The sequence below is a fragment of the Pseudomonas sp. MPB03 genome (genome assembly GCF_046605385.1).
Lineage (GTDB): Bacteria > Pseudomonadota > Gammaproteobacteria > Pseudomonadales > Pseudomonadaceae > Aquipseudomonas > Aquipseudomonas zanjanensis.
The window spans coordinates 811,816-832,756 of record NZ_CP176770.1 but is presented as its reverse complement, the minus strand read 5'-3'; the positions used below and the strand labels follow the sequence as shown (position 1 = coordinate 832,756).

Annotated in this window: 12 protein-coding genes; 6 read left to right on the top strand and 6 right to left on the bottom strand. The window is 61.8% G+C overall.

The features are described 5' to 3' along the window. Position 1: 1 nt before the first annotated feature. On the bottom strand, positions 2 to 1,036 hold the full coding sequence (gene waaF / locus ACLH0I_RS03525) for a lipopolysaccharide heptosyltransferase II (protein WP_250962792.1): 1,035 nt from the start codon (positions 1,034 to 1,036) through the stop codon (positions 2 to 4). A 342-nt stretch (positions 1,037 to 1,378) separates the two neighbouring features. Further along, positions 1,379 to 4,318: a bifunctional [glutamate--ammonia ligase]-adenylyl-L-tyrosine phosphorylase/[glutamate--ammonia-ligase] adenylyltransferase gene (gene glnE, locus ACLH0I_RS03520; protein WP_250962791.1), complete on the bottom strand. Its 2,940-nt coding sequence runs from the start codon at positions 4,316 to 4,318 to the stop codon at positions 1,379 to 1,381. Positions 4,319 to 4,700: 382 nt separating this feature from the next. Between glnE and aceE the strand changes: the two genes are divergently transcribed. From aceE to msrA, 5 genes are all read left to right on the top strand, one after another. Then, complete coding sequence (gene aceE, locus ACLH0I_RS03515) at positions 4,701 to 7,346, top strand: pyruvate dehydrogenase (acetyl-transferring), homodimeric type (RefSeq protein WP_411386311.1); 2,646 nt, start codon at positions 4,701 to 4,703, stop codon at positions 7,344 to 7,346. Positions 7,347 to 7,357: 11 nt separating this feature from the next. Beyond that, a complete protein-coding gene (gene aceF / locus ACLH0I_RS03510; RefSeq protein WP_411386310.1) occupies positions 7,358 to 8,992 on the top strand; it encodes a dihydrolipoyllysine-residue acetyltransferase in 1,635 nt (544 codons plus the stop codon). Positions 8,993 to 9,413: 421 nt separating this feature from the next. Continuing rightward, positions 9,414 to 10,805, top strand: coding sequence for an alkaline phosphatase D family protein (locus tag ACLH0I_RS03505; RefSeq protein ID WP_411386309.1), 1,392 nt, complete (start codon positions 9,414 to 9,416; stop codon positions 10,803 to 10,805). A gap of 182 nt (positions 10,806 to 10,987) precedes the next feature. Continuing rightward, positions 10,988 to 13,681 (top strand): putative bifunctional diguanylate cyclase/phosphodiesterase, encoded by a 2,694-nt coding sequence (locus ACLH0I_RS03500; RefSeq protein ID WP_411386308.1) that lies wholly within the window; start codon positions 10,988 to 10,990, stop codon positions 13,679 to 13,681. An 84-nt stretch (positions 13,682 to 13,765) separates the two neighbouring features. Then, complete coding sequence (msrA, locus tag ACLH0I_RS03495; protein WP_186706022.1) at positions 13,766 to 14,413, top strand: peptide-methionine (S)-S-oxide reductase MsrA; 648 nt, start codon at positions 13,766 to 13,768, stop codon at positions 14,411 to 14,413. 392 nt (positions 14,414 to 14,805) lie between these two features. On the opposite strand, the gene ACLH0I_RS03490 is transcribed toward msrA, so the two are convergent. The 3 genes from ACLH0I_RS03490 to ACLH0I_RS03480 are packed head-to-tail and all read right to left on the bottom strand — an operon-like array spanning position 14,806 to position 18,499. Then, complete coding sequence (locus ACLH0I_RS03490) at positions 14,806 to 15,645, bottom strand: 23S rRNA (adenine(2030)-N(6))-methyltransferase RlmJ (RefSeq protein WP_250962245.1); 840 nt, start codon at positions 15,643 to 15,645, stop codon at positions 14,806 to 14,808. A 26-nt stretch (positions 15,646 to 15,671) separates the two neighbouring features. Further along, positions 15,672 to 16,457, bottom strand: a complete 786-nt coding sequence (locus ACLH0I_RS03485; RefSeq protein WP_411386307.1) for a DUF4123 domain-containing protein — start codon at positions 16,455 to 16,457, stop codon at positions 15,672 to 15,674. Next, a complete protein-coding gene (locus tag ACLH0I_RS03480; RefSeq protein WP_411386306.1) occupies positions 16,454 to 18,499 on the bottom strand; it encodes a type VI secretion system tip protein VgrG in 2,046 nt (681 codons plus the stop codon). The genes ACLH0I_RS03485 and ACLH0I_RS03480 overlap by 4 nt, the downstream gene beginning before the upstream one ends. Before the next feature lie 267 nt (positions 18,500 to 18,766). On the opposite strand from ACLH0I_RS03480, the gene ACLH0I_RS03475 reads away from it, so the two are divergent. Further along, complete coding sequence (locus tag ACLH0I_RS03475; RefSeq protein WP_250962248.1) at positions 18,767 to 19,261, top strand: DUF2165 family protein; 495 nt, start codon at positions 18,767 to 18,769, stop codon at positions 19,259 to 19,261. Positions 19,262 to 19,393: 132 nt separating this feature from the next. Here ACLH0I_RS03475 and putP read toward each other — a convergent pair whose 3' ends face one another. Next, on the bottom strand, positions 19,394 to 20,878 hold the full coding sequence (gene putP / locus ACLH0I_RS03470; protein ID WP_411386305.1) for a sodium/proline symporter PutP: 1,485 nt from the start codon (positions 20,876 to 20,878) through the stop codon (positions 19,394 to 19,396). Between the last annotated feature and the right edge of the window lie 63 nt (positions 20,879 to 20,941).

Below are 20,941 nucleotides of genomic sequence, written 5' to 3'. Positions count from 1 at the left end.
GTTACCGGACCTCCACGGGGGTGCCCTGCAAACGCTCCAGGGCCTCGTTCACCGACGGCGGCATGAGCTGACGCAGGCAGTTGTAATGACCAAAACGGCAGGTGCGGTCGAAACACGGGCTGCACTCGATGCCCAGGCGCACGACCTCGACCTGGTCGGCCAACGGCGGCGTGAAGCCTGGCGAGGTGGAACCGTAGACCGCCACCAATGGACGATTCAGGGCCGCGGCCACATGCATCAGGCCCGAGTCGTTGGAGACCACCGAGTCGGCGCAGGACAGCAGGTCGATGGCCTCGGCCAGGGAGGTGTCGCCACTGAGGTTCACCGACTCTTCCCGAAGACCCGGGATCAGCCGCGAGCGGATGTCCTCGCCTACCGGGTGATCTTTTTTCGAACCGAACAGCCAGACTTGCCAGCCTTCGCGAATTTTCGCCTCGGCCACCTGGGCGTAGTGCTCCGCCGGCCAGCGCTTGGATTCGCCGAACTCTGCACCTGGACACAGGGCGAGCACTGGACGATCCAGGCTCAGGCCGAACTTGGCCAGCGCCGCGTCACGGGTCACCGGGTCGATCCGCAGGCTCGGCCGCGGATACGGCTTGGGCAACTCGGAGCCAGGTTCGTAGGCCAGGGCCATGAAGCGCTCGATCATCAACGGATAACGTTCTTTGTCCAGCTTGCGCACGTCGTTGAGCAGGCCGTAGCGAAACTCGCCACGCCAGCCGGTGCGCTTGGGGATGCCGGCGAAGAACGGCACCAGCGCCGACTTCAACGAGTTGGGCAACAGGATCGCCTGGTCGTACTGACCGACCAGGGATTTGCCGATGCGCCGACGGGTCGCCAGCTCCAGCGCGCCGTGGCCGAGCGGGAAGCTCAAGGCCTTGCGCACTTCGGGCATACGTTCCAGGATCGGCCGGCTCCATTCAGGGGCCAGGACGTCGATTTCGCACTGCGGATGACGCTGTTTCAAACACTGGAACAGTGTCTGCGCCATCACCATGTCACCGACCCAACTGGGCCCAACGATCAAAATATTCATGTGCTTTCCAAAAACGATACGGGGAGGCCTACGCCTCCCCGCCTCGAGAATCACTGTGGCTTAGGTCGTTGCCTGTTGCCCTAATCTACAACACACCGCCAATCAACTGTGGGAGCGAGCTTGCTCGCGAAGAGGCCAGCCCATCCAACATCATTGTCGCCTGACACTCCGCCTTCGCGAGCAAGCTCGCTCCCACAGGGGGCCTGCATACGTTTCCAGCACCGTGCAGCACCGCCAATCAACTGTGGGAGCGAGCTTGCTCGCGATGAGGCCAGCCCATCCAACATCAATGTCGCCTGACACTCCGCCTTCGCGAGCAAGCTCGCCCCCACATTTAAAGCTTCAGCTCAGTCCCAGCTCCCGCCAGATCCGCACTACCTGCCGGCGCTCATCCACGAACTGGTCGCCTGCGATCACCCCGGCATCTTTCTGCAAGGCTTGGCGGTGAGCGGCGGAGCGGTAGGCTTTGTAGGCCTCGCGCAACAGCGTCGCGTCTTCGGCCGGCATCAACCCGACTTCCTGCAACCCGTCCAGGATGCGGATGTTATCGGTGTAGCGCACCAGCGATGGATGCTCTTCGGACCACGCCAGGGCCGCGTATTGCACCATAAATTCAATATCGACGATACCTCCGGCATCCTGCTTGAGGTCGAAGGGTGCCGCGGCCTCGAAGGCATTCGGCGCGGTCCCGGCGGCGGTGGTCTTGCTGCCAAGGTTGTCACGCATCTTGGCGCGCATCTCACTGACTTCCTGGCGCAGCGTCGGCAAGTCACGCTTGCGTCCCAACACCTGGACGCGGACCTTTTCGAACGCCTGGCCCACGTCCTGGCTGCCCACCAGCACACGGGCTCGCACCAGCGCCTGATGCTCCCAGGTCCAGGCTTCGTTCTCCTGGTAGCGGGCAAACGCCCCGAGGGAACTGACCAGCAACCCCGACGCCCCGGACGGTCGCAGGCGCATATCCACTTCATACAACTGCCCGGAGTTGGTCTGGGCGGTCAGCAGGTGAATGATCCGCTGGCCAAGCCGGGTGAAGAATTGCGCGCCGTCGATGGGTTTCGGGCCATCGGTTTCCGCCTGCGGGTCGCCATCGTGGATGAACACCAGGTCCAGGTCAGAACCATGCCCCAATTCCAGGCCGCCGACTTTCCCATAACCGACAATAATGAAGCCCGGATCACACAGGCTGCCGTCGGTGCGCAACGGCACGCCGTGCTTGGCGGCCGTCTGGCGCCAGGCCAGGGCCAGCACTTGTTCGAGAATCGCCTCGGCCAGCCAGGTCAGGTAATCGCTGACCTTCATCAACGGCAGGCTGCCGGCGATTTCCGACGCCGCCACCCGCAGACGGTGCGCCAGCTTGAAATGCCGCAACGCCTCCATTTGCTGCTCCAGATCATCCTCGGGAATGCGCGTCAGGCGCTCACGCAACTCCGCCGCCAATTCCGGCGCCAGGGGCGGCTTGAACAGCCGGCCCTCGTTGAGCAATTCATCGAGCAGCAGCGGGAAACGGGTGATTTGCTCGGCAATCCACGGGCTCGCTGCGCACAGCGTCAGCAAGCGCCGCAGGGCCCCGGGGTTTTCTGTCAACAACACAAGATAGGCCGAACGGCGGGCCACAGCTTCTACCAAGGGCAGCACCCGCTCCAACACCAGGTCCGGATCGGCATGCTCCACAGCCTGGGCCAGCAGGCGTGGAATGAATGCATCCAGGCGCTCGCGCCCCAAGCGCTGCATGGCACGCAATTGCGGGCTGCCACGCAGGACGGCCAGGGCCTTGAGGGCTTTGGGCGCATCGACGAAACCGCCCTCTTCCAACTGACGGCACGCCACTTCTTCATTCTGGCTGTCTTCCCACAACGGCAACCATTCGCCGCCGACCACCACTTCGCTTTCACCGCCCTCTTCTTCATCCGGGTCGGCGATGACCTGGCCGAAATGCCAGGCCACGCGCCCGCGCCAGTACATCAGTCGCTCATGAAAGGCCGACCAGTCGGCAAAACCCAGCATGGACGCAATGCGCGCCTGATCCTGCGGGCTGTCCGGCAGCATCTGGGTCTGGCGATCGGCAATGGCCTGGATCGCATGCTCGGTATAACGCAGGAATTCGTAGCCCTGGCGCAGCTCATCGATCACCTTGGCCGGCAGGTAACCCTGGCCCTCCAGGGTGTTCAACACCTTGAGCAGCGGCCGCTGCTGCAAGCTCAAGTCGCGTCCACCGTGGATCAGCTGGAACGCCTGGGCAATGAACTCGACCTCGCGAATGCCGCCCGAGCCCAGCTTGATGTTGTCGGCCATGCCTTTGCGCCGCACCTCCTGCTGGATCAGTTGCTTCATGGTGCGCAGCGCTTCGATGGCGGAGAAATCCAGGTAACGGCGATAGACGAACGGACGCAGCATGTCGAGCAGTTGCGCGCCGGCCACCTGGTCGCCGGCCACCACCCGCGCCTTGATCATGGCGTAGCGTTCCCAGTCGCGGCCCTGGTCCTGGTAATACTGCTCCAGGGCATTGAAGCTCAGCACCAGCGCACCGGCCGAGCCATAGGGGCGCAGGCGCATGTCGACGCGGAACACGAAACCGTCGACGGTCATCGGGTCGAGGGCCTTGATCAGGCGCTGGCCGACGCGGATGAAAAATTCCTGGTTATCCAGCGGCCGCTTGACGCCCACGGTTTCACCGCCCTCGGGGTACGCGAAGATCAGGTCGATGTCCGACGACAGGTTCAGCTCCACCGCCCCCAGCTTGCCCATGCCGAGAATGACCATCTGCTGCGGCTCGCCGCTGCGTCGTCCGGTGGGCGTGCCGAACTGCTGGATGAGGCGCTGGTACAACCATCGGTAAGCCTGGTCGATGCAGGTGTCGGCCATGTCCGAGAGGTCGCGACAGGTCTGGACCAGATCGGCCTGGCGGGTCAGGTCGCGCCAGATGATCCGTACCTGCTGGCGGGTACGTTGGCGACGCAGGACGCGGCCCAGTTCGTCTTCGGTTTCGGCGGCCTGGACGGCCGCGCCGATCTGCGTACACATTTCGCCGGGTGCCAGGCTACGGTCCAGTTCACCGCTGCGCACCAGCTCCAGGAGCATCACCGGGTCACGGACACTCTGCTCGATGACAAAGTCGCTGGCGGCGGCAATGCGGCTGAACGCCTCCCAGCGTTGCGGGGTCCAGGCCGACAGCCCATGATCGTCGTCGAGGCAGGCGACCGCCGCACGGAACGACTGCTCGGCACGACTGACCAATGACTGGAGAATCGCAGGTACTTCGACAAGCGAGGGCAGGCTCATGGTCTATCCTTGATCGGCGCGGGAAAGGCTGGATGTAGTGTTTTTTCAAAAGACACTACCTGATCGACTGTCGAACAAAGATGATAAATAGCTGAAAATCTGATTTTATTGGCAGCCGGCATCAAGTTTTTACCTGTTCGAGTTGGCTAAAGACCAACAGTAACGATTATTCTCACAACGAAACGAGGGGCCACGAGCCGCTCAGGTGTAGTTTTACTACTCGTCTATACATTCGAAAGGCTGAAACGGCCGACGATTTGTAGTAAAACTACACGCCGCCGAAACAACCTTCGGCAATCCAAGAATTTATATCGTCTGCCCACAAGGCCAGTCGCAAACTCAGGCAACCGATTCTGGTAGCCTTTCCGCCCTGGAGCAAGCCATGCAAGACCTCGATCCCGTCGAAACCCAGGAATGGCTGGACGCCCTGGAATCGGTTCTCGACAAAGAAGGCGAAGACCGTGCTCATTATCTGATGACCCGTATGGGCGAACTCGCGACCCGCAGCGGTTCGCAACTGCCCTACGCCATCACCACGCCGTACCGCAACACGATCCCCGTTACCCACGAAGCACGCATGCCTGGCGACCTGTTCATGGAACGCCGCATTCGCTCGCTGGTACGCTGGAACGCGTTGGCCATGGTCATGCGTACCAACCTGAAAGATTCTGACCTGGGCGGTCACATCTCCAGCTTCGCCTCCAGCGCGACGCTGTATGACATCGGCTTCAACTACTTCTTCCAGGCCCCGACCGACGAACACGGCGGCGACCTGATCTACTTCCAGGGTCACGCATCGCCAGGCGTCTACGCCCGTGCGTTCATGGAAGGCCGCATTACCGAAGACCAGATGAACAACTTCCGCCAGGAAGTGGACGGCAACGGCCTGTCCTCGTACCCGCACCCTTGGCTGATGCCGGACTTCTGGCAGTTCCCGACCGTTTCCATGGGCCTGGGCCCGATCCAGGCGATCTACCAGGCACGCTTCATGAAGTACCTGGAAGCCCGTGGCTTCATCCAGCCAGGCAAGCAGAAGGTCTGGTGCTTCATGGGCGACGGCGAGTGCGACGAGCCGGAATCCCTGGGCGCGATCTCCCTGGCCGGCCGCGAGAAGCTGGACAACCTGATCTTTGTCATCAACTGCAACCTGCAGCGCCTCGACGGCCCGGTTCGCGGCAACGCCAAGATCATCCAGGAACTCGAAGGCGTGTTCCGTGGCGCCCAGTGGAACGTCAACAAAGTCATCTGGGGCCGCTTCTGGGACCCACTGCTGGCCAAAGACGTCGACGGCATCCTGCAACGTCGCATGGACGAAGTCATCGACGGCGAATACCAGAACTACAAGGCCAAGGACGGCGCGTTCGTCCGCGAGCACTTCTTCAACTCGCCTGAACTCAAGGCCATGGTCGCCGACCTGTCCGACGACGAGATCTGGAAGCTCAACCGTGGCGGCCACGACCCGTACAAGGTCTACGCGGCGTACCACCAGGCGGTCAACCACAAAGAACAGCCGACCGTCATCCTGGCCAAGACCATCAAGGGTTATGGCACCGGTGCCGGCGAAGCGAAGAACACCGCGCACAACACCAAGAAAGTCGATGTCGACAGCCTGAAGTTGTTCCGCGACCGCTTCGACATTCCGGTCAAGGACAGCGAGCTGGAAAACCTGCCGTTCTTCAAGCCTGAAGAAGGCAGCGCCGAAGCCCGTTACCTGGCCGAGCGCCGTGCCGCACTGGGCGGTTTCGTGCCACAGCGTCGCGCCAAGAGCTTCAGCATCCCGACCCCGCCACTGGAAACCCTCAAGGCGATCCTGGACGGCTCGGGCGACCGTGAAATCTCCACCACCATGGCCTTCGTGCGGATCCTCGCGCAATTGGTCAAGGACAAGGAAATCGGCTCGCGCATCGTCCCGATCATCCCGGACGAAGCCCGTACCTTCGGTATGGAAGGCATGTTCCGCCAGTTGGGCATCTACTCGTCCGTCGGCCAGCTCTACGAGCCAGTCGATAAAGACCAGGTGATGTTCTACCGCGAAGACAAGAAAGGCCAGATCCTCGAGGAAGGCATCAACGAAGCGGGCGCCATGAGCTCCTTCATTGCCGCCGGTACTTCGTACTCCAGCCACAACCAGCCGATGCTGCCGTTCTACATCTTCTACTCGATGTTCGGCTTCCAGCGTATCGGCGACCTGGCCTGGGCCGCTGGCGACAGCCGTACCCGTGGCTTCCTGATCGGCGGCACCGCCGGCCGCACCACGCTCAACGGTGAAGGCCTGCAGCACGAAGACGGCCACAGCCACATGCTGGCCGGGACCATCCCGAACTGCCGCACCTATGATCCGACCTACGGCTACGAGCTGGCGGTGATCATCCAGGACGGCATGAAGAAGATGACCGAAGAGCAACAGGACGTCTTCTACTACATCACCGTGATGAACGAGTCCTACCAGCAGCCAGCCATGCCGGCCGGCGTGGAAGCAGGCATCGTCAAGGGCATGTACCTGCTCGAGGAAGACACCCGCGAAGCGGCGCATCACGTCCAGTTGATGGGCTCCGGCACCATCCTGCGCGAAGTGCGTGAAGCGGCGAAGATCCTGCGTGAAGAGTTCAACGTCGGCGCCGACGTCTGGAGCGTCACCAGCTTCAACGAACTGCGTCGCGACGGCCTGGCCGTGGAACGCAGCAACCGCCTGCATCCTGGCCAGAAGCCAAAGCTTAGCTACGTCGAAGAGTGCCTGAACGGTCGCAAAGGTCCGGTCATCGCCTCCACCGACTACATGAAGCTGTTCGCCGAGCAGATCCGCCAGTGGGTGCCTTCCAAGGAATTCAAAGTGCTGGGCACCGACGGTTTCGGCCGTAGCGACAGCCGCAAGAAGCTGCGTCACTTCTTCGAAGTCGACCGTAAGTTCGTTGTGTTGGCAGCCCTGGAAGCCCTGGCTGACCGTGGCGATATCGAACCTAAAGTGGTGGCCGAAGCCATCGCCAAGTTCGGCATCGATCCGGAAAAACGCAACCCACTGGACTGCTGAGGAGAATTTTCGTGAGCGAACTCATTCGCGTACCTGACATCGGCAGCGGTGAAGGTGAAGTAATTGAACTGTTTGTGAAGGTCGGCGACCGTATCGAAGCCGACCAGAGCATCCTGACGCTTGAATCGGACAAGGCCAGCATGGAAGTGCCTGCGCCGAAGGCCGGTGTCATCAAGAGCCTGAAAGTGAAGCTGGGCGACCGCTTGAAGGAAGGCGACGAACTGCTGGAGCTGGAAATCGAGGGCGCCGCTGCGGCGCCTGAAGCGGCCGCCCCTGCGGCTGCCCCGGCAGCGGCTGAAAAGCCTGCCGCCGCGCCGGCTGCCGAAGCGGCTCCCGCGCCCGCTGCGGCGCCTGCCGCTGCCAGCGTCCAGGACATTCATGTCCCGGACATCGGTTCGTCGGGCAAGGCCAAGATCATCGAAGTGTTGGTCAAGGCTGGCGACACCGTCGAAGCCGACCAGTCGCTGATCACCCTGGAATCCGACAAGGCCAGCATGGAAATCCCATCGCCGGCCGCCGGCGTGGTGGAAAGCGTCGAGGTCAAGCTGGACGACGAAGTCGGCACCGGTGACCTGATCCTGAAGCTGAAAGTAGCCGGCGCCTCGGCACCTGCCGCGCCTGCCCCGGCCGCTGCGCCAGCCGCCAAGGCTGAGGCCGCTCCAGCACCAGCCGCCGCGCCTGTGGCCAAGGCTGAAGCAGCCCCTGCTCCGGTCGCCACTGCGCCTAGCGGTGCCAAGGTGCATGCTGGCCCTGCAGTGCGTCAGCTGGCCCGTGAATTCGGTGTCGAGCTGTCCGCCGTAGGCCCGAGCGGCCCTCACGGTCGCGTGCTCAAGGAAGACGTGCAAGCCTACGTCAAGGCCATGATGCAAAAGGCCAAGAACGCACCGGCCGAAGGCGCCACCGGCGGCGCGGGCATCCCGCCGATTCCGGCGGTGGACTTCAGCCGCTTCGGCGAAACCGAAGAAGTGGCCATGACTCGCCTGATGCAGATCGGCGCGTCGAGCCTGCACCGCAGTTGGCTGAACATCCCCCACGTGACGCAGTTCGACCAGGCCGACATCACCGAGCTGGAAGCTTTCCGCGTCGCGCAGAAAGCCGTGGCGGAAAAGGCCGGCGTGAAGCTGACCGTGCTGCCACTGCTGCTCAAGGCTTGCGCGCACCTGCTCAAGGAACTGCCGGACTTCAACAGCTCCCTGGCCCCAAGCGGCAAGGCTGTGATCCGCAAGAAATACGTGCACATCGGCTTTGCCGTCGACACCCCGGAAGGCCTGCTGGTACCGGTCATCCGCAACGTCGACCAGAAGAGCCTGCTGCAACTGGCTGGCGAAGCCGCTGCCCTGGCCGAAAAAGCCCGGAACAAGAAGCTCACCGCTGACGACATGCAGGGCGCCTGCTTCACCATCTCCAGCCTCGGCCACATTGGCGGCACCGGCTTCACGCCGATCGTCAACGCGCCGGAAGTGGCGATCCTGGGTGTTTCCAAGGCCACCATCCAGCCAGTCTGGGACGGTAAAGCCTTCCAGCCGAAGCTGATGCTGCCACTGTCGCTGTCCTACGATCACCGTGTGATCAACGGCGCCGCCGCCGCACGCTTCACCAAGCGCCTGAGCGACTTGCTGGGCGACATCCGCACCATCCTGCTGTAACACCGGGCGGCCCTCCCTTGGGAGGGCCATTCGGAGCACCGTTTCCGAGCGCCACGCTCGTACCTCAACCCCGTCCGTTTGGCGGGGCTTTTTTTTGCCTGGAAATCAAGCCAGGTACAGGGATGCTGGATGGGCCGGCCTCATCGCGAGCAAGCTCGCTCCCACAAGGGTCTTGTGGTGCCGCACTGCACCTGAAACTGATGAGCCCCTCCTGTGGGAGCGAGCTTGCTCGCGATAGCGGTATGTCAGACAGCCCGGCAATTTTCCTACCCCGCCAGTTTTAAATGACTACGACCCCTGTAGTCATTCCCCACACCCCGCGCCCCCTTCCCTATCGATATTTATCGCCCGCCGAGCTTTAGCATCGAACCGCCAAGGCACCTTGATGGGCGCCCCACTAAAACTTCGAATGGATTCGAATATGTTCAAACCTACCGTCGGCCCGATTGTCGGGCACACGACCACGGACCATGCCCGGATATTCCTGCGCGGCGATCATGGCAACAGCCAGGTATTTGCCGGCATCCGCCACCGACGCCGAGGGGATACAAGCTGGTCGATGGGGCAATTTGTCCAACTGAAGGCCTACCGCGACATGTCCGATGTCATCGTGTTGAAAGGCCTTCAACCCGACACCGCCTACGAATACCAGGCCGGCTGGTTCAGCCCCCTGAGCCCGACCCATACCGTGGAAACTATCCAGGAGCTGCCCTTGCAATGGCCCAGGAACACCTATTGCTTGCGCACGCCGACCGATAAAACCGATGCGCCGCGGGCTTATATCGTGGGCTCGTGTCGCTACTTGCGGATCGTCGCCAACACCCCGCTGCTACCCGCCCTTGGGGATCGCACCTTCGCCGGCATCAATCGCGTCGTCGAACAAGCCGACCCGCCGATCAGCGCGGTATTGATGACCGGCGACCAGGTTTACCTCGATGACTTGAATGTCATCGGCCCGGACCGAGCCTATAAAAACATCCTCTTCAGATACCGAACGGTATTTGCGCAGCCGCAGATCAGCAAGCTGATGGCTGGCACCCCGACCTACATGATCCTCGACGACCATGAAATCGAAGACAACTGGCCCGCCAGGAGAACCGCCCAGGACGACCTCCTGTATGCCAATGCCATGAGCGCTTATCGGCTTTACCAGGCCAGCCACGGGCCCGTCCATGAACTGTCGGGCGACGGAACATTGAACAAGGCGTTGACCCGCTACTGGTACACCTTTGCCCACGGGGATATCCATTGGTTCGTTACCGACAGCCGGACGCAACGCAACCTGTCGGCGGACGACCGGCGCATCCTCGACCATGAACAGGAACAGGCCCTGCTTGAATGGCTCGTCAACAGCCCCGCCCGGGTCAAGCTCGTCGTCACCAGTGTGATGTTTTTCCCAGACAGCAAGCGCAATGACGGCGATGCCTGGCAGGCGTTTCCGGCACAACGGCTGCGACTGCTGGACAGCATCCGCCGTCAGCGGATCAAAAACGTAGTGTTCATTTCGGGTGACGTCCACGGTTCCATGACCAGCCGGCTGCGGCACAGCGAGGATCCTGATTTCGAGGTCAACACCGTCGTTTCCTCGCCGTTCTACAACAGCAAACTGCTGCCTTTTGCAAAAGCCGCGGATTTTATTTTCCACCGGCCCATGGCCCGCACGGACAGCGGTGAGTACCGCTATGAACTGACCAGCGAAGTAGTGAGCCAAGACAACTTCGCCCGCCTGCAGGTCACGGCGCAGAGCCTCCAGGTCACCTTCCACGACCGTGACGCAAGGCCCTTGCAGGCAGTCGATATCCCGCTGCGATGAACTTCCATGCCCTCTGATCGGCTGGCGACTGGAGAAATCCCGTTGTCGGCCGATAAAAGGTTTATAGCACTTGGCCTTCATCTCTCTTGTCAGCCAGTGCCGCAATGATGCAACCTTGCGCCAATCCGTAATAACGAGGGCGTCAGCCCGGCGCGATCAGCATTTTCGAAGCGAGTTTCCCCATGAAAAGCCAACCCGATGCCGCCAGCCGTATGGCGGCCGAGGTAGTGACGCAGTTACCGGTGCCCGCGCGGCTCGGTATGCTGCGTTTCGAACGGCTGAATGAAGCTAGCTGGGCGCTGTTGTTCCTCGACCCCAATTGCGAGCGACACTTCGGCCTGCCGGCGGTAGAGCTGTGCTCGCTGGTCAGTTCGCCCTACGCCAGCCTGATGGAACCCGAAGCGCGCTATCAACTGCACGACGCCATCCAGCAGCAACTGGCCCAGGCCGCGCATTACCAGATTCGCTACACGCTCCACACCGCCAAGGGACCGATGAACGTGCTGGAAACGGGCGAAGCCTATAAACAGCACAATCGCCACCTGCTGCGCGGCTACCTGCTGGTAGTGGACAATTTGCTGCAAAGCGAACCCTCCATGCCGGCCCTGGACCTGGAAACCCAGAACTCGCGCCTGCAGATCGCCCTGGAACTGAACCAGCGCGCCCAGCAAGAGCAGCTCCAGCATCTGGACCGCGTACGTGCCCAACAGGACCTGATCCTGCTACTGACCCGCCAACGCTACAGCGCCAACAATTCCCTGCTCGAAGCGGCCGAACTCATCACCCGCAGCGCCTGCGACATCTACCAGATCGATTGCGCCAGTATCTGGAACCTCGACGATGGCAAGCTGGTGCCGATTTCCGCCTATAACCGCGCGTCCCAGGAATATTTCCTGCCCGCGGTGATCGACGCCAACGAGTTTCCCGACTACATGGAGGCGCTGCAGACCTGCCGCGCCATCGACGCCCACAATGCGATGCGCGACCCGCGTACCCGGGAAATGGCCGGGAACCTGCGCGCTCGCGACGTCAACGCCATTCTCGACGCCAGCGTGCGTATCGACGGCCAAGTGGTGGGCGTGCTGTGCCTGGAACAAGTGGGCGCCACCCGCGCCTGGCAGTCGGATGAGATCGCCTTTGCCGGCGAGCTGGCGGACCAGTTCGCCCAAGTCATCAACAACCACAACCGACGCACCGCCACCAGCGCCCTGCACCTGTTCCAGCGGGCCGTGGAGCAGAGCGCCAACGCGTTCCTGCTGGTCAATTGCGACGGCGTGGTGGAGTACGTCAACCCAAGCTTCACCGCGATCACCCAGTACACCACCGAGGAAGTCCACGGCCAGCGCCTCTCGGAACTGCCGGCCCTGGAAAACCTCAGCGAACTGCTGTTCGATGCGCCCTCGGCGCTGGCCCAGAGCAATAGCTGGCAGGGCGAGTTCAAGAGCCGTCGCAAGAACCTGGAACCCTACTGGGGCCAGTTGTCGATTTCCAAGGTCTACGGCGACAACCGCGAGTTGACCCACTATATCGGCATCTACGAAGACATCACCCAGACCAAGCTGGCCCAGCAGCGCATCGAGCGCCTGGCCTACACCGACAACCTGACCAACCTGGGCAACCGCCCAGCGTTCATCCGCAACCTCGATGAACGCTTCGCCCGGGACAGTGACTCGCCCATCAGCCTGCTGCTGGTGGACATCGACAACTTCAAGCGCATCAACGACAGTCTCGGCCACCAGACCGGCGACAAACTGTTGATCAGCCTGGCCCGGCGCCTGCGCAACAGCTTGAGCCCCAGTGGCAGCCTGGCGCGCTTCGCCAGTAACGAATTCGCGGTGCTGCTGGACGACACCGATCTGGAGGCCGGGCAGCAGATCGCCAGCCAGTTGCTGATGACCCTCGACAAACCGATGTTCGTCGACAACCAGTTGATCAGCGTGACCGGCTCCGTGGGCCTCGCCTGCGCGCCGCTGCACGGTCGCGACCCGCAGACGCTGATGCGCAACGCCGGCCTCGCCCTGCACAAGGCCAAGGCCAACGGCAAGCACCAGGTCCAAGTGTTCACCGAAGCACTGAATGCCGAGGCCAGCTACAAGCTGTTCGTGGAAAACAACCTGCGACGTGCCTTGACCCAGAACGAACTGGACGTGTTCTACCAGCCCAAGCTGTGCCTGCGCAGCGGCCGCCTGCTGGGCATGGAAGCGCTGCTGCGCTGGAATCATCCGGAAAAGGGCATGATCCGCCCGGACCAGTTCATCAGCGTGGCCGAAGAAACCGGCCTGATCATCCCCATTGGCAAATGGATCGCCCGCCAGGCCTGCCGGATGAGCAAACAGCTGACCGCCGCCGGCCTGGGTAACCTGCAAGTGGCGATCAACTTGTCACCCAAGCAGTTCTCCGACCCGGACCTGGTCGCCTCCATCGCCAGCATCCTCAAGGAGGAACAACTGCCGGCGCGGCTGCTGGAACTGGAGCTGACCGAAGGCCTGCTGCTGGAAGCCACCGAAGACACCCACTTGCAGCTCGACCAGCTCAAGCGCCTGGGCCTGACCCTGGCCATGGACGACTTCGGCACCGGTTATTCGTCCCTCAGCTACCTGAAGAAATTCCCGATCGACATCATCAAGATCGATCGCAGCTTCATCCATGAGATCCCCGACAACCAGGACGACATGGAAATCACCTCGGCGGTGATCGCCATGGCCCACAACCTGAAACTCAAGGTCGTGGCCGAAGGCATCGAAACCGCCCAGCAACTGAAGTTCCTGCGGCGTCATCGTTGCGACGTCGGCCAGGGCTACCTGTTCGACCGGCCAATCCCTGGCGCGGAGCTGATCGAAAAGCTCAAGCGCTACCCGCGCGGGCCTCTGGTCTGACAGCTGCGTATAGCTTGCGGCGGCTTTTCTGAGGCACACTGACGGTCTATTTCGCTCAACTCCATCTGACTGAGAGGACTGATCATGGTCTTGCGCTCGGAAATCCTGGTGAATAAAAACGTGCTTCCTACTCCTGATCAAGCTCTGCCTGGCCGTGAAACCCCGATGACCGTGCCGGAAAAACACTTCGTCCACGACGCGCCCCTGCTGGGCCCGTTTGCCATGGACGTGGACTTCGCGATCTTCGGCCTCGGTTGCTTCTGGGGCGCAGAGCGCAAGTTCTGGCAGCGTGAAGGCGTGGTCAGTACCGCGGTGGGTTACGCCGGCGGTTTCACGCCGAACCCGACGTATGAAGAGGTCTGCTCGGGCCTTACCGGCCACAGCGAAGTGGTCCTGGTGGTCTACGAGCCAGCGAAAGTCAGCTACGAAGAGCTGCTGAAGATGTTCTGGGAACTGCACAACCCGACCCAGGGCATGCGCCAGGGGAACGACATCGGCACCCAGTACCGTTCGGTGATCTATGCCACGAACCCGGCTCAACTGGCAGCGGCCAGACACAGCGAGCAAGTCTTCCAGGCTGAGCTGACCAAGGCCGGCAAAGGCACCATCACCACCGAAATCGAAGAAGCGCCGACGTTCTACTTCGCCGAGGCCTATCACCAGCAGTACCTGGCGAAGAACCCTGAAGGCTATTGCGGGATCGGCGGCACCGGCGTGACCTGCCCGATCTGACTACAAGCTTCGCGAGCAGGCTCGCTCCCACAGGTCCAGCGGCATACCCAAAGGTTGCATGCACACCAGGGCCAATGTGGGAGCGAGCCTGCTCGCGATAGCGGTGGGTCTGGAGCGGTAATGCTGAATGTGCCGCCGCCATCGCGAGCAAGCTCGCTCCCACAGGGTTCGGGGCGAACAGAAATACTGGGCACACCTCAGAACCCGTGTGTGGGAGCGAGCTTGCTCGCGATAGCGGTGGGTCTGGAGCGGTGATGTTGAATGTGCCGCCGCCATCGCGAGCAAGCTCGTTCCCACAGGGTTCGGGGCGAGCAGAAATATTGGGCACACCTCAGAACCCGTGTGGGAGCGAGCTTGCTCGCGATGGCGTCCTTCCAGACACCATCAAACCATCAGCTCTCAGCGATCAACCAATCCATCTGCCATCCACCTTGGGTCTGCCCGAGCTTTTTCGACAGCCACGGCAGCAGCTCACGCAACTCTTCTTCCAGTCCCCACGGCGGGTTGGCAATCGCCAGGCCGGAACCGTTCAGGCTGTTGGGCGTCGCCAGCGGGTGCACCAACAGTTCCACCCGCAACAGCTTCGGTGCGCCCGTGCCAGCCAGGTCTTGGTAGAAACGACGCAACATCCGCTGGTCCTTCACCGGGTACCAGATGGCCGCCACCGTCTGGCGCATCCGGCCAATCGCCTCCTTGAGCGAGGCGGCACAGCGTTGCATTTCGTCAAGCTGTTCGAAGGGCGGATCGATCAGCATCAGCGCACGTTTTTCCGCCACCGGCAGCAACGCCCGCGGCACATGCCAGCCTTCACCCAGGTGCACCGCCACGCGACGGTCGCCTTTCATGTTGTCCTTGAGCAACACGCCGTCTTCCGGGTGTTTCTCATTAAGCAGCACACGGTCCTGCGGACGGGTCAGGCGCCGCGCCAGTTCCGGCGAGCCCGGGTAGTAGCGCAATTGCCCGTCCGGGTTCATCTCGTGCAGCACTTGCATGTAGTCGGCAGTCAACGGCGGCAGGTCGCCCTCGCCCCACAACCGCGCGATGCCTTCCAAGTACTCACCGGTACGATTGGCCTGGTCGCCCTGCAAGTCATACAGCCCGATGCCCGCGTGGGTATCGAGGTAGGCGAAGGGCTGTTCCTTGCGCGACATCAGCGCGATGAGGCGGGTCAAGGTCAGGTGTTTGAACACGTCGGCGTGATTGCCGGCGTGGAAGGCGTGGCGATAGTTCATGGCGGCTCCTGCGAAGGGCGACGAGTTTACCTTGAAGCGCGTCGAACGTCAGGGGTTGGCAGCCCGGCGGACACGCCACGATCAGCAAGCTCGCGCAGCAAGTACGCCTGCAAAGGCGCCTTGGGCGCGGCAAGCGGCTTCGATCGCTCAAGAAAGTGGGCAATCTTGCACCGCAGGATGCGCTGGTCGACCCGCTCACACAGAGACGGATGCTCTTCGCCCAGCCATGTAAGCAAGTTATCCACCAGGCAATCCATCGGCCCCTCGGCCATGGTCTCCAGCAGCGCCACCGGTACTTCCCACCAAGGAAAAATCCGGGCCGGCCGCTGGACATCTCCCACGAACTCAAGGGACTGACCGTTGATCAAGCAACGATTGATCACCGGCAAGAGCTGCCCGGCGTCCACCGCCGTCGATTGCAGGATCGGCCCCATGAAGCGCCCATCCCAAAAGCGCAGGAAAACCGCCTTGCCACCCGGCAGCAACACCTGGGTGAGCCCACGTAGATGCTCGGCAAGGTCTTCTTGGCCGGCACGCGACACCGCCAGCCACCCCCAATCGAGTGAGTCGGTGGCTGCTATCCAATCAAGGAACTCACTGTCTGCGCGAACAAGCCCCACATAAGGCATGACCGCTTCCCACCCGGCGTACGGCGTGTCGGCCCAGATCGGCGTGGGCGTCGTGGCCATCGAGCGCCGCCAGGCCGATAACGCCCCGGCGCTGCTGGCGTTGCTGAAAATGGCGAACAGTTGCTCGGACGCCTGCAACGGATGGTGCTCAAGCCATGCTCGGGGAGATGGGTCGCCGTTCATGCACGCCTCCGGCCATTGACAGGTTTATGAATAACCGGCGGCACTGCGCAGACGCCGTTTCTACAACGTTCACATTCCTCACAGAATGGCGCCGAGCCTTGGAAACTGAGGACTTGCGCCACGGAAAGCCGAGGCGCCGCCGCTGGGACCGGTTTCCCGGCGCCGCCCGGCGAACCCGCTGCCGCGTCCATCACCGCCATCGGCGCCCCACCGACCTCGATCGGCACACTGCTGAAAATCCCACCGGCACCGATGTTGATCCAATGGCCGCCAGCCTGGAGGGTCACACTAGCGCCACCGTCCAAAACCACTTGCTGGCCGGCGCTGACATGAAACTGCTGACCGGCATTCAAGACCTGGCTGGTCACACGAATATGCCGCTCGCCACTCACCACCAAGTGATCGTCCTGGCGGACTTCAGCGTGGCGCCTACCGTGGGTGACGCGCTGCTCATCGGCCTTGAGCTCGTGCCGCGCCGTGCCGGTGACAACGATGCTACGCTCGTGATCGACCTGCACGTGCTGGTCGTGCAACACATGCTGGGTCCAGTTTCGCTGGGCCCGCAGGTAGATCTCCTCGGCCCCCTTGCGGTCCTCGATGCGCAGTTCGTTATAGCCTTCGCCACCAGGGCTGCTCTGGCTGCGCCAGATACTGCGGGTCTTGTCCGCCGGCAGTTCCAGCGGCACCGGGTTGGCGCCATTGGGCAGGCAACCGACCACCAACGGCTTGTCCACGTCGCCATCGATGAACCCCACCAGCACTTCCATGCCGACCCGGGGAATCATCACCGCACCGTAGCGATCGTGGGCCCAACCCGCGGCCACTCGCAGCCAGCAACTGGAATGCTCATCGCGCTGGCCGTGACGATCCCAGACCAGTTGCACCTTGACCCGCCCAAATTCATCGCAATGGATCTCGCTGCCCTGCGGCCCGGTCACCACCGCTGATTGATAGCCGTGGGCATGGGGCTTTTCGTGCTGCAAGGACGGCCGAAAGAACACGTCCCATGGCGTGGCGAGGAAGGTATTTCTATAACCCTGGAATTCATCCGGACTGGAGGAGACTGTTTCTTCCAGCACCTGGGGTTGACGGCCATGATGGTTGATCTGGGTCAGGAGCCACAGATCGTTCCACTGTTCCCGGGGATGGTCCTTGATGCGCATGAAATGCCCACTGACGAAGGCGCTGTCATCGCTGTCGCCCTGTGCCACGCGATAATCGGCGCCGTGACGCTCAAGGGCGCGTCGGGTCAGGTGCTTGCCATCGTCACGGTCGCAGAACCCACCGGGGTAGCGATAGTCCTCAAGGACAGGACGTTGCCGATTGTAGAGCTCGGCTTGCAATGTCACGCCAGGCTTGCGGAAGTCGTAGTCGCGCAACGTCACGGCCGTGGTATGGGTCTGGATTCGCACCGCCAAGCGCTTGATGGCCGGCGCGTCGGCAGCCATGCCGCTGTCGGGAAGGTACAGCGTCGATTCGGGCAGGCAAGGAAACACGGTCTGGTCATCACCGAACACCAGCAGATGACCGTCAGGGCGATGGCGAAAATGGTAGTGGATACCGACTTCAGCGCAGATCCGCTCAATGAACGCCAGGTCGCTTTCACCGTACTGCACACAGTATTCACGCTCGGGGTATTGCCCTGCGAGGGTGAATTCGTAGGCACCCGCCAGGATCCCGTGATCCTTCAAGACCTGGGCGACGATAGCGGGCACGCTCAAGTGCTGGAAGATCCGCTGGTTGATACGATGGCGCAAGTAGGCCAGGCGTGGCACCAAGGTGACCTGGTAGCGAGTCAGGCGCTTGCCCGAGTCGCCTTGGGCGACGCTATAGAGCTGACCGTGTATGCCACCGTCCCGGTCGTCGAACCCCAGGAATGCCTGACGATGCAGAAGCTCTTCCAGTGCCAGGTCGGACCGTTCGCTGACCAGTTCCAGGTCAAAGCGATAGGGCTGGCTGATGGCTTCCGTGCCCTTGAATTCGAGCACCTTGAGCGCGCTCGGCGGGTTGTCGAGCGTCAGCGTGAATCGCGGCGGGAACATCCTATGTGCCTCTGCTGAATGGAGGCGGATGATTCTGCACGAGCACCAGGGACGTGTATTGGAGGCGCAAAAAAACAGATTTGCCCTACATCCAAGAAGCTAAAAGCTGCTAAGCGTGATGCATTTTTCCGATAGACATTCGAAGCATCACGACCAACCGCTACCGTCCTACAAACGAATCAGCAGTTTCTTGCAACGTGCTCGATCTCTGGCCAACAGTGGGCGTGATAACGTGCGCCGGTCGCAAAAAAGCAAAGGACGCAGGACATGACGACACGCTACGCAAAAATCGCAATGACCCTGGCACTCGCCGCATTCGCCTTCCTGACGGTGTTCAACAACCTCACGGACTACCGCTCCAATTTCAATTTCGTCCAGCATGTACTGAGCATGGACACCACCTTCCCCGACAATGCCGCCCGGTATCGCGCCCTCGATAAACCGTGGATGTGGCACGGCGCCTATTGGCTGATCATCTTCGGCGAGGCATTGACGGCGGGGCTGCTGGGCTACGGCGCAGTGAAACTGTGGCAGGCACGCCGGGCCGAGGCCGAGGTATTTGCCCGCGCCAAACGATGGGCAGTGGCCGGCTTGACGGTCGGTTTCTTCGTCTGGTTCTTTGGTTTCATGGTGGTCGGCGGCGAATGGTTCCTGATGTGGCAATCAGAAATCTGGAATGGCCAGGACGCTGCGTTCAGGTTCTACATGGCGATCCTGGGCGTGTTGATCTTTCTCAACCAGCCTGATGCCGAGATGAAGTGATATCCGTGGCGAGGGAGCTTGCTCCCGCTGGACTGCGTAGCAGTCCCTTTTTGTGAGCGCTTCGCACTCAAGCGGGAGCAAGCTCCCTCGCCACATTGGATCACCTGCGGGCTCAAGGCCGCGCAGAAAGTCTTACTGGTTCAGGCGGAAATCTTTCTCGGCTGCTTCGAAGCGCTGCACCATACCGGTGGTAGGCGCGCCCATCTTGCTGACGAAATAGATAGCCAGGCTGGCGAAGATGAAGCCTGGGATGATTTCGTACAGACCCAGCAGCTCGAAATGCTTCCAGACAACGACGGTGATCGCGCCGACCAGGATACCGGCCAGGGCGCCGTTGCGAGTCATGTTCTTCCAGATCACGGAGATGAGGACCACCGGACCGAAGGCGGCACCGAAGCCGGCCCAGGCGTAGCTCACCAGGCCCAGTACACGGTTTTCCGGGTTGGCGGCCAGGGCAATGGCAACCAAGGCCACCAGCAGCACCATGGCGCGACCGACCCAGACCAGTTCCAGCTGGGAAGCGCTCTTGCGCAGGAAGGTCTTGTAGAAGTCTTCGGTCAGGGCACTGGAGCACACCAGCAACTGGCAGCTCAGGGTACTCATCACCGCCGCCAGAATCGCCGACAGCAACACGCCGGCAACCCAAGGGTTGAACAGCAACTTCGCCAGCTCGATGAACACGCGCTCAGGGTTTTCGGTCACGGGACCGGCCACTTCAGGGTGCGCCGAGAAGTAGGCGATACCGAAGAAGCCGACCGCCACGGTGCCGCCCAGGCACAGGATCATCCAGGTCATGGAGATGCGACGGGCATTGGCGATCGACTTGACCGAATCCGCAGCCATGAAGCGCGCCAGGATGTGCGGTTGGCCGAAGTAACCCAGGCCCCAGCCCATCAGCGAGATGATGCCGATGAAGGTGGTGTTCTTCAGCATGTCGAAGGACGAAGGATCTTTCGCTTCGATCGCCAGGAACGTGGTGTCCACGCCACCGGTGGCCAACAGTACGATAATCGGCGTGAGGATCAGCGCGAAGATCATCAGGGTGGCTTGTACGGTGTCGGTCCAGCTCACCGCCAGGAAACCACCGACGAAGGTGTAGGCGATGGTCGCGGCAGCACCGGCCCACAGCGCGGTCTCGTAGGACATGCCGAAGGTGCTTTCGAACAGACGGGCGCCGGCCACGATGCCGGAAGCGCAGTAGATGGTGAAGAACACCAGGATCACCACCGCCGAGATGATCCGCAGCAGGCCGCTCGTGTCTTCGAAACGGCTGGAGAAGTAATCCGGCAGCGTCAGGGCGTCACCGTTGTGCTCGGTCTGCACCCGCAGGCGGCCGGCTACGAACAACCAGTTCAGGTAGGCACCGACGATCAGGCCGATGGCGATCCAGCTTTCCGACAGGCCGGACATGTAGATGGCACCCGGCAAACCCATCAACAGCCAGCCGCTCATGTCGGAGGCACCGGCGGACAACGCCGTGACCACGCTGCCGAGGCTGCGACCGCCCAGAATGTAATCGGAAAGGTTATTGGTGGAGCGGTAAGCCATCAGACCGATCAGGACCATGGCTGCGATGTAGATCACGAAAGTGATCAAGGTGGGATTACTAACACTCATGAGTTACGCCCTGGCTTTGTTTTTATGATGCGGTGGCAGTTGAAAGCGTCGACAACGCTGAAG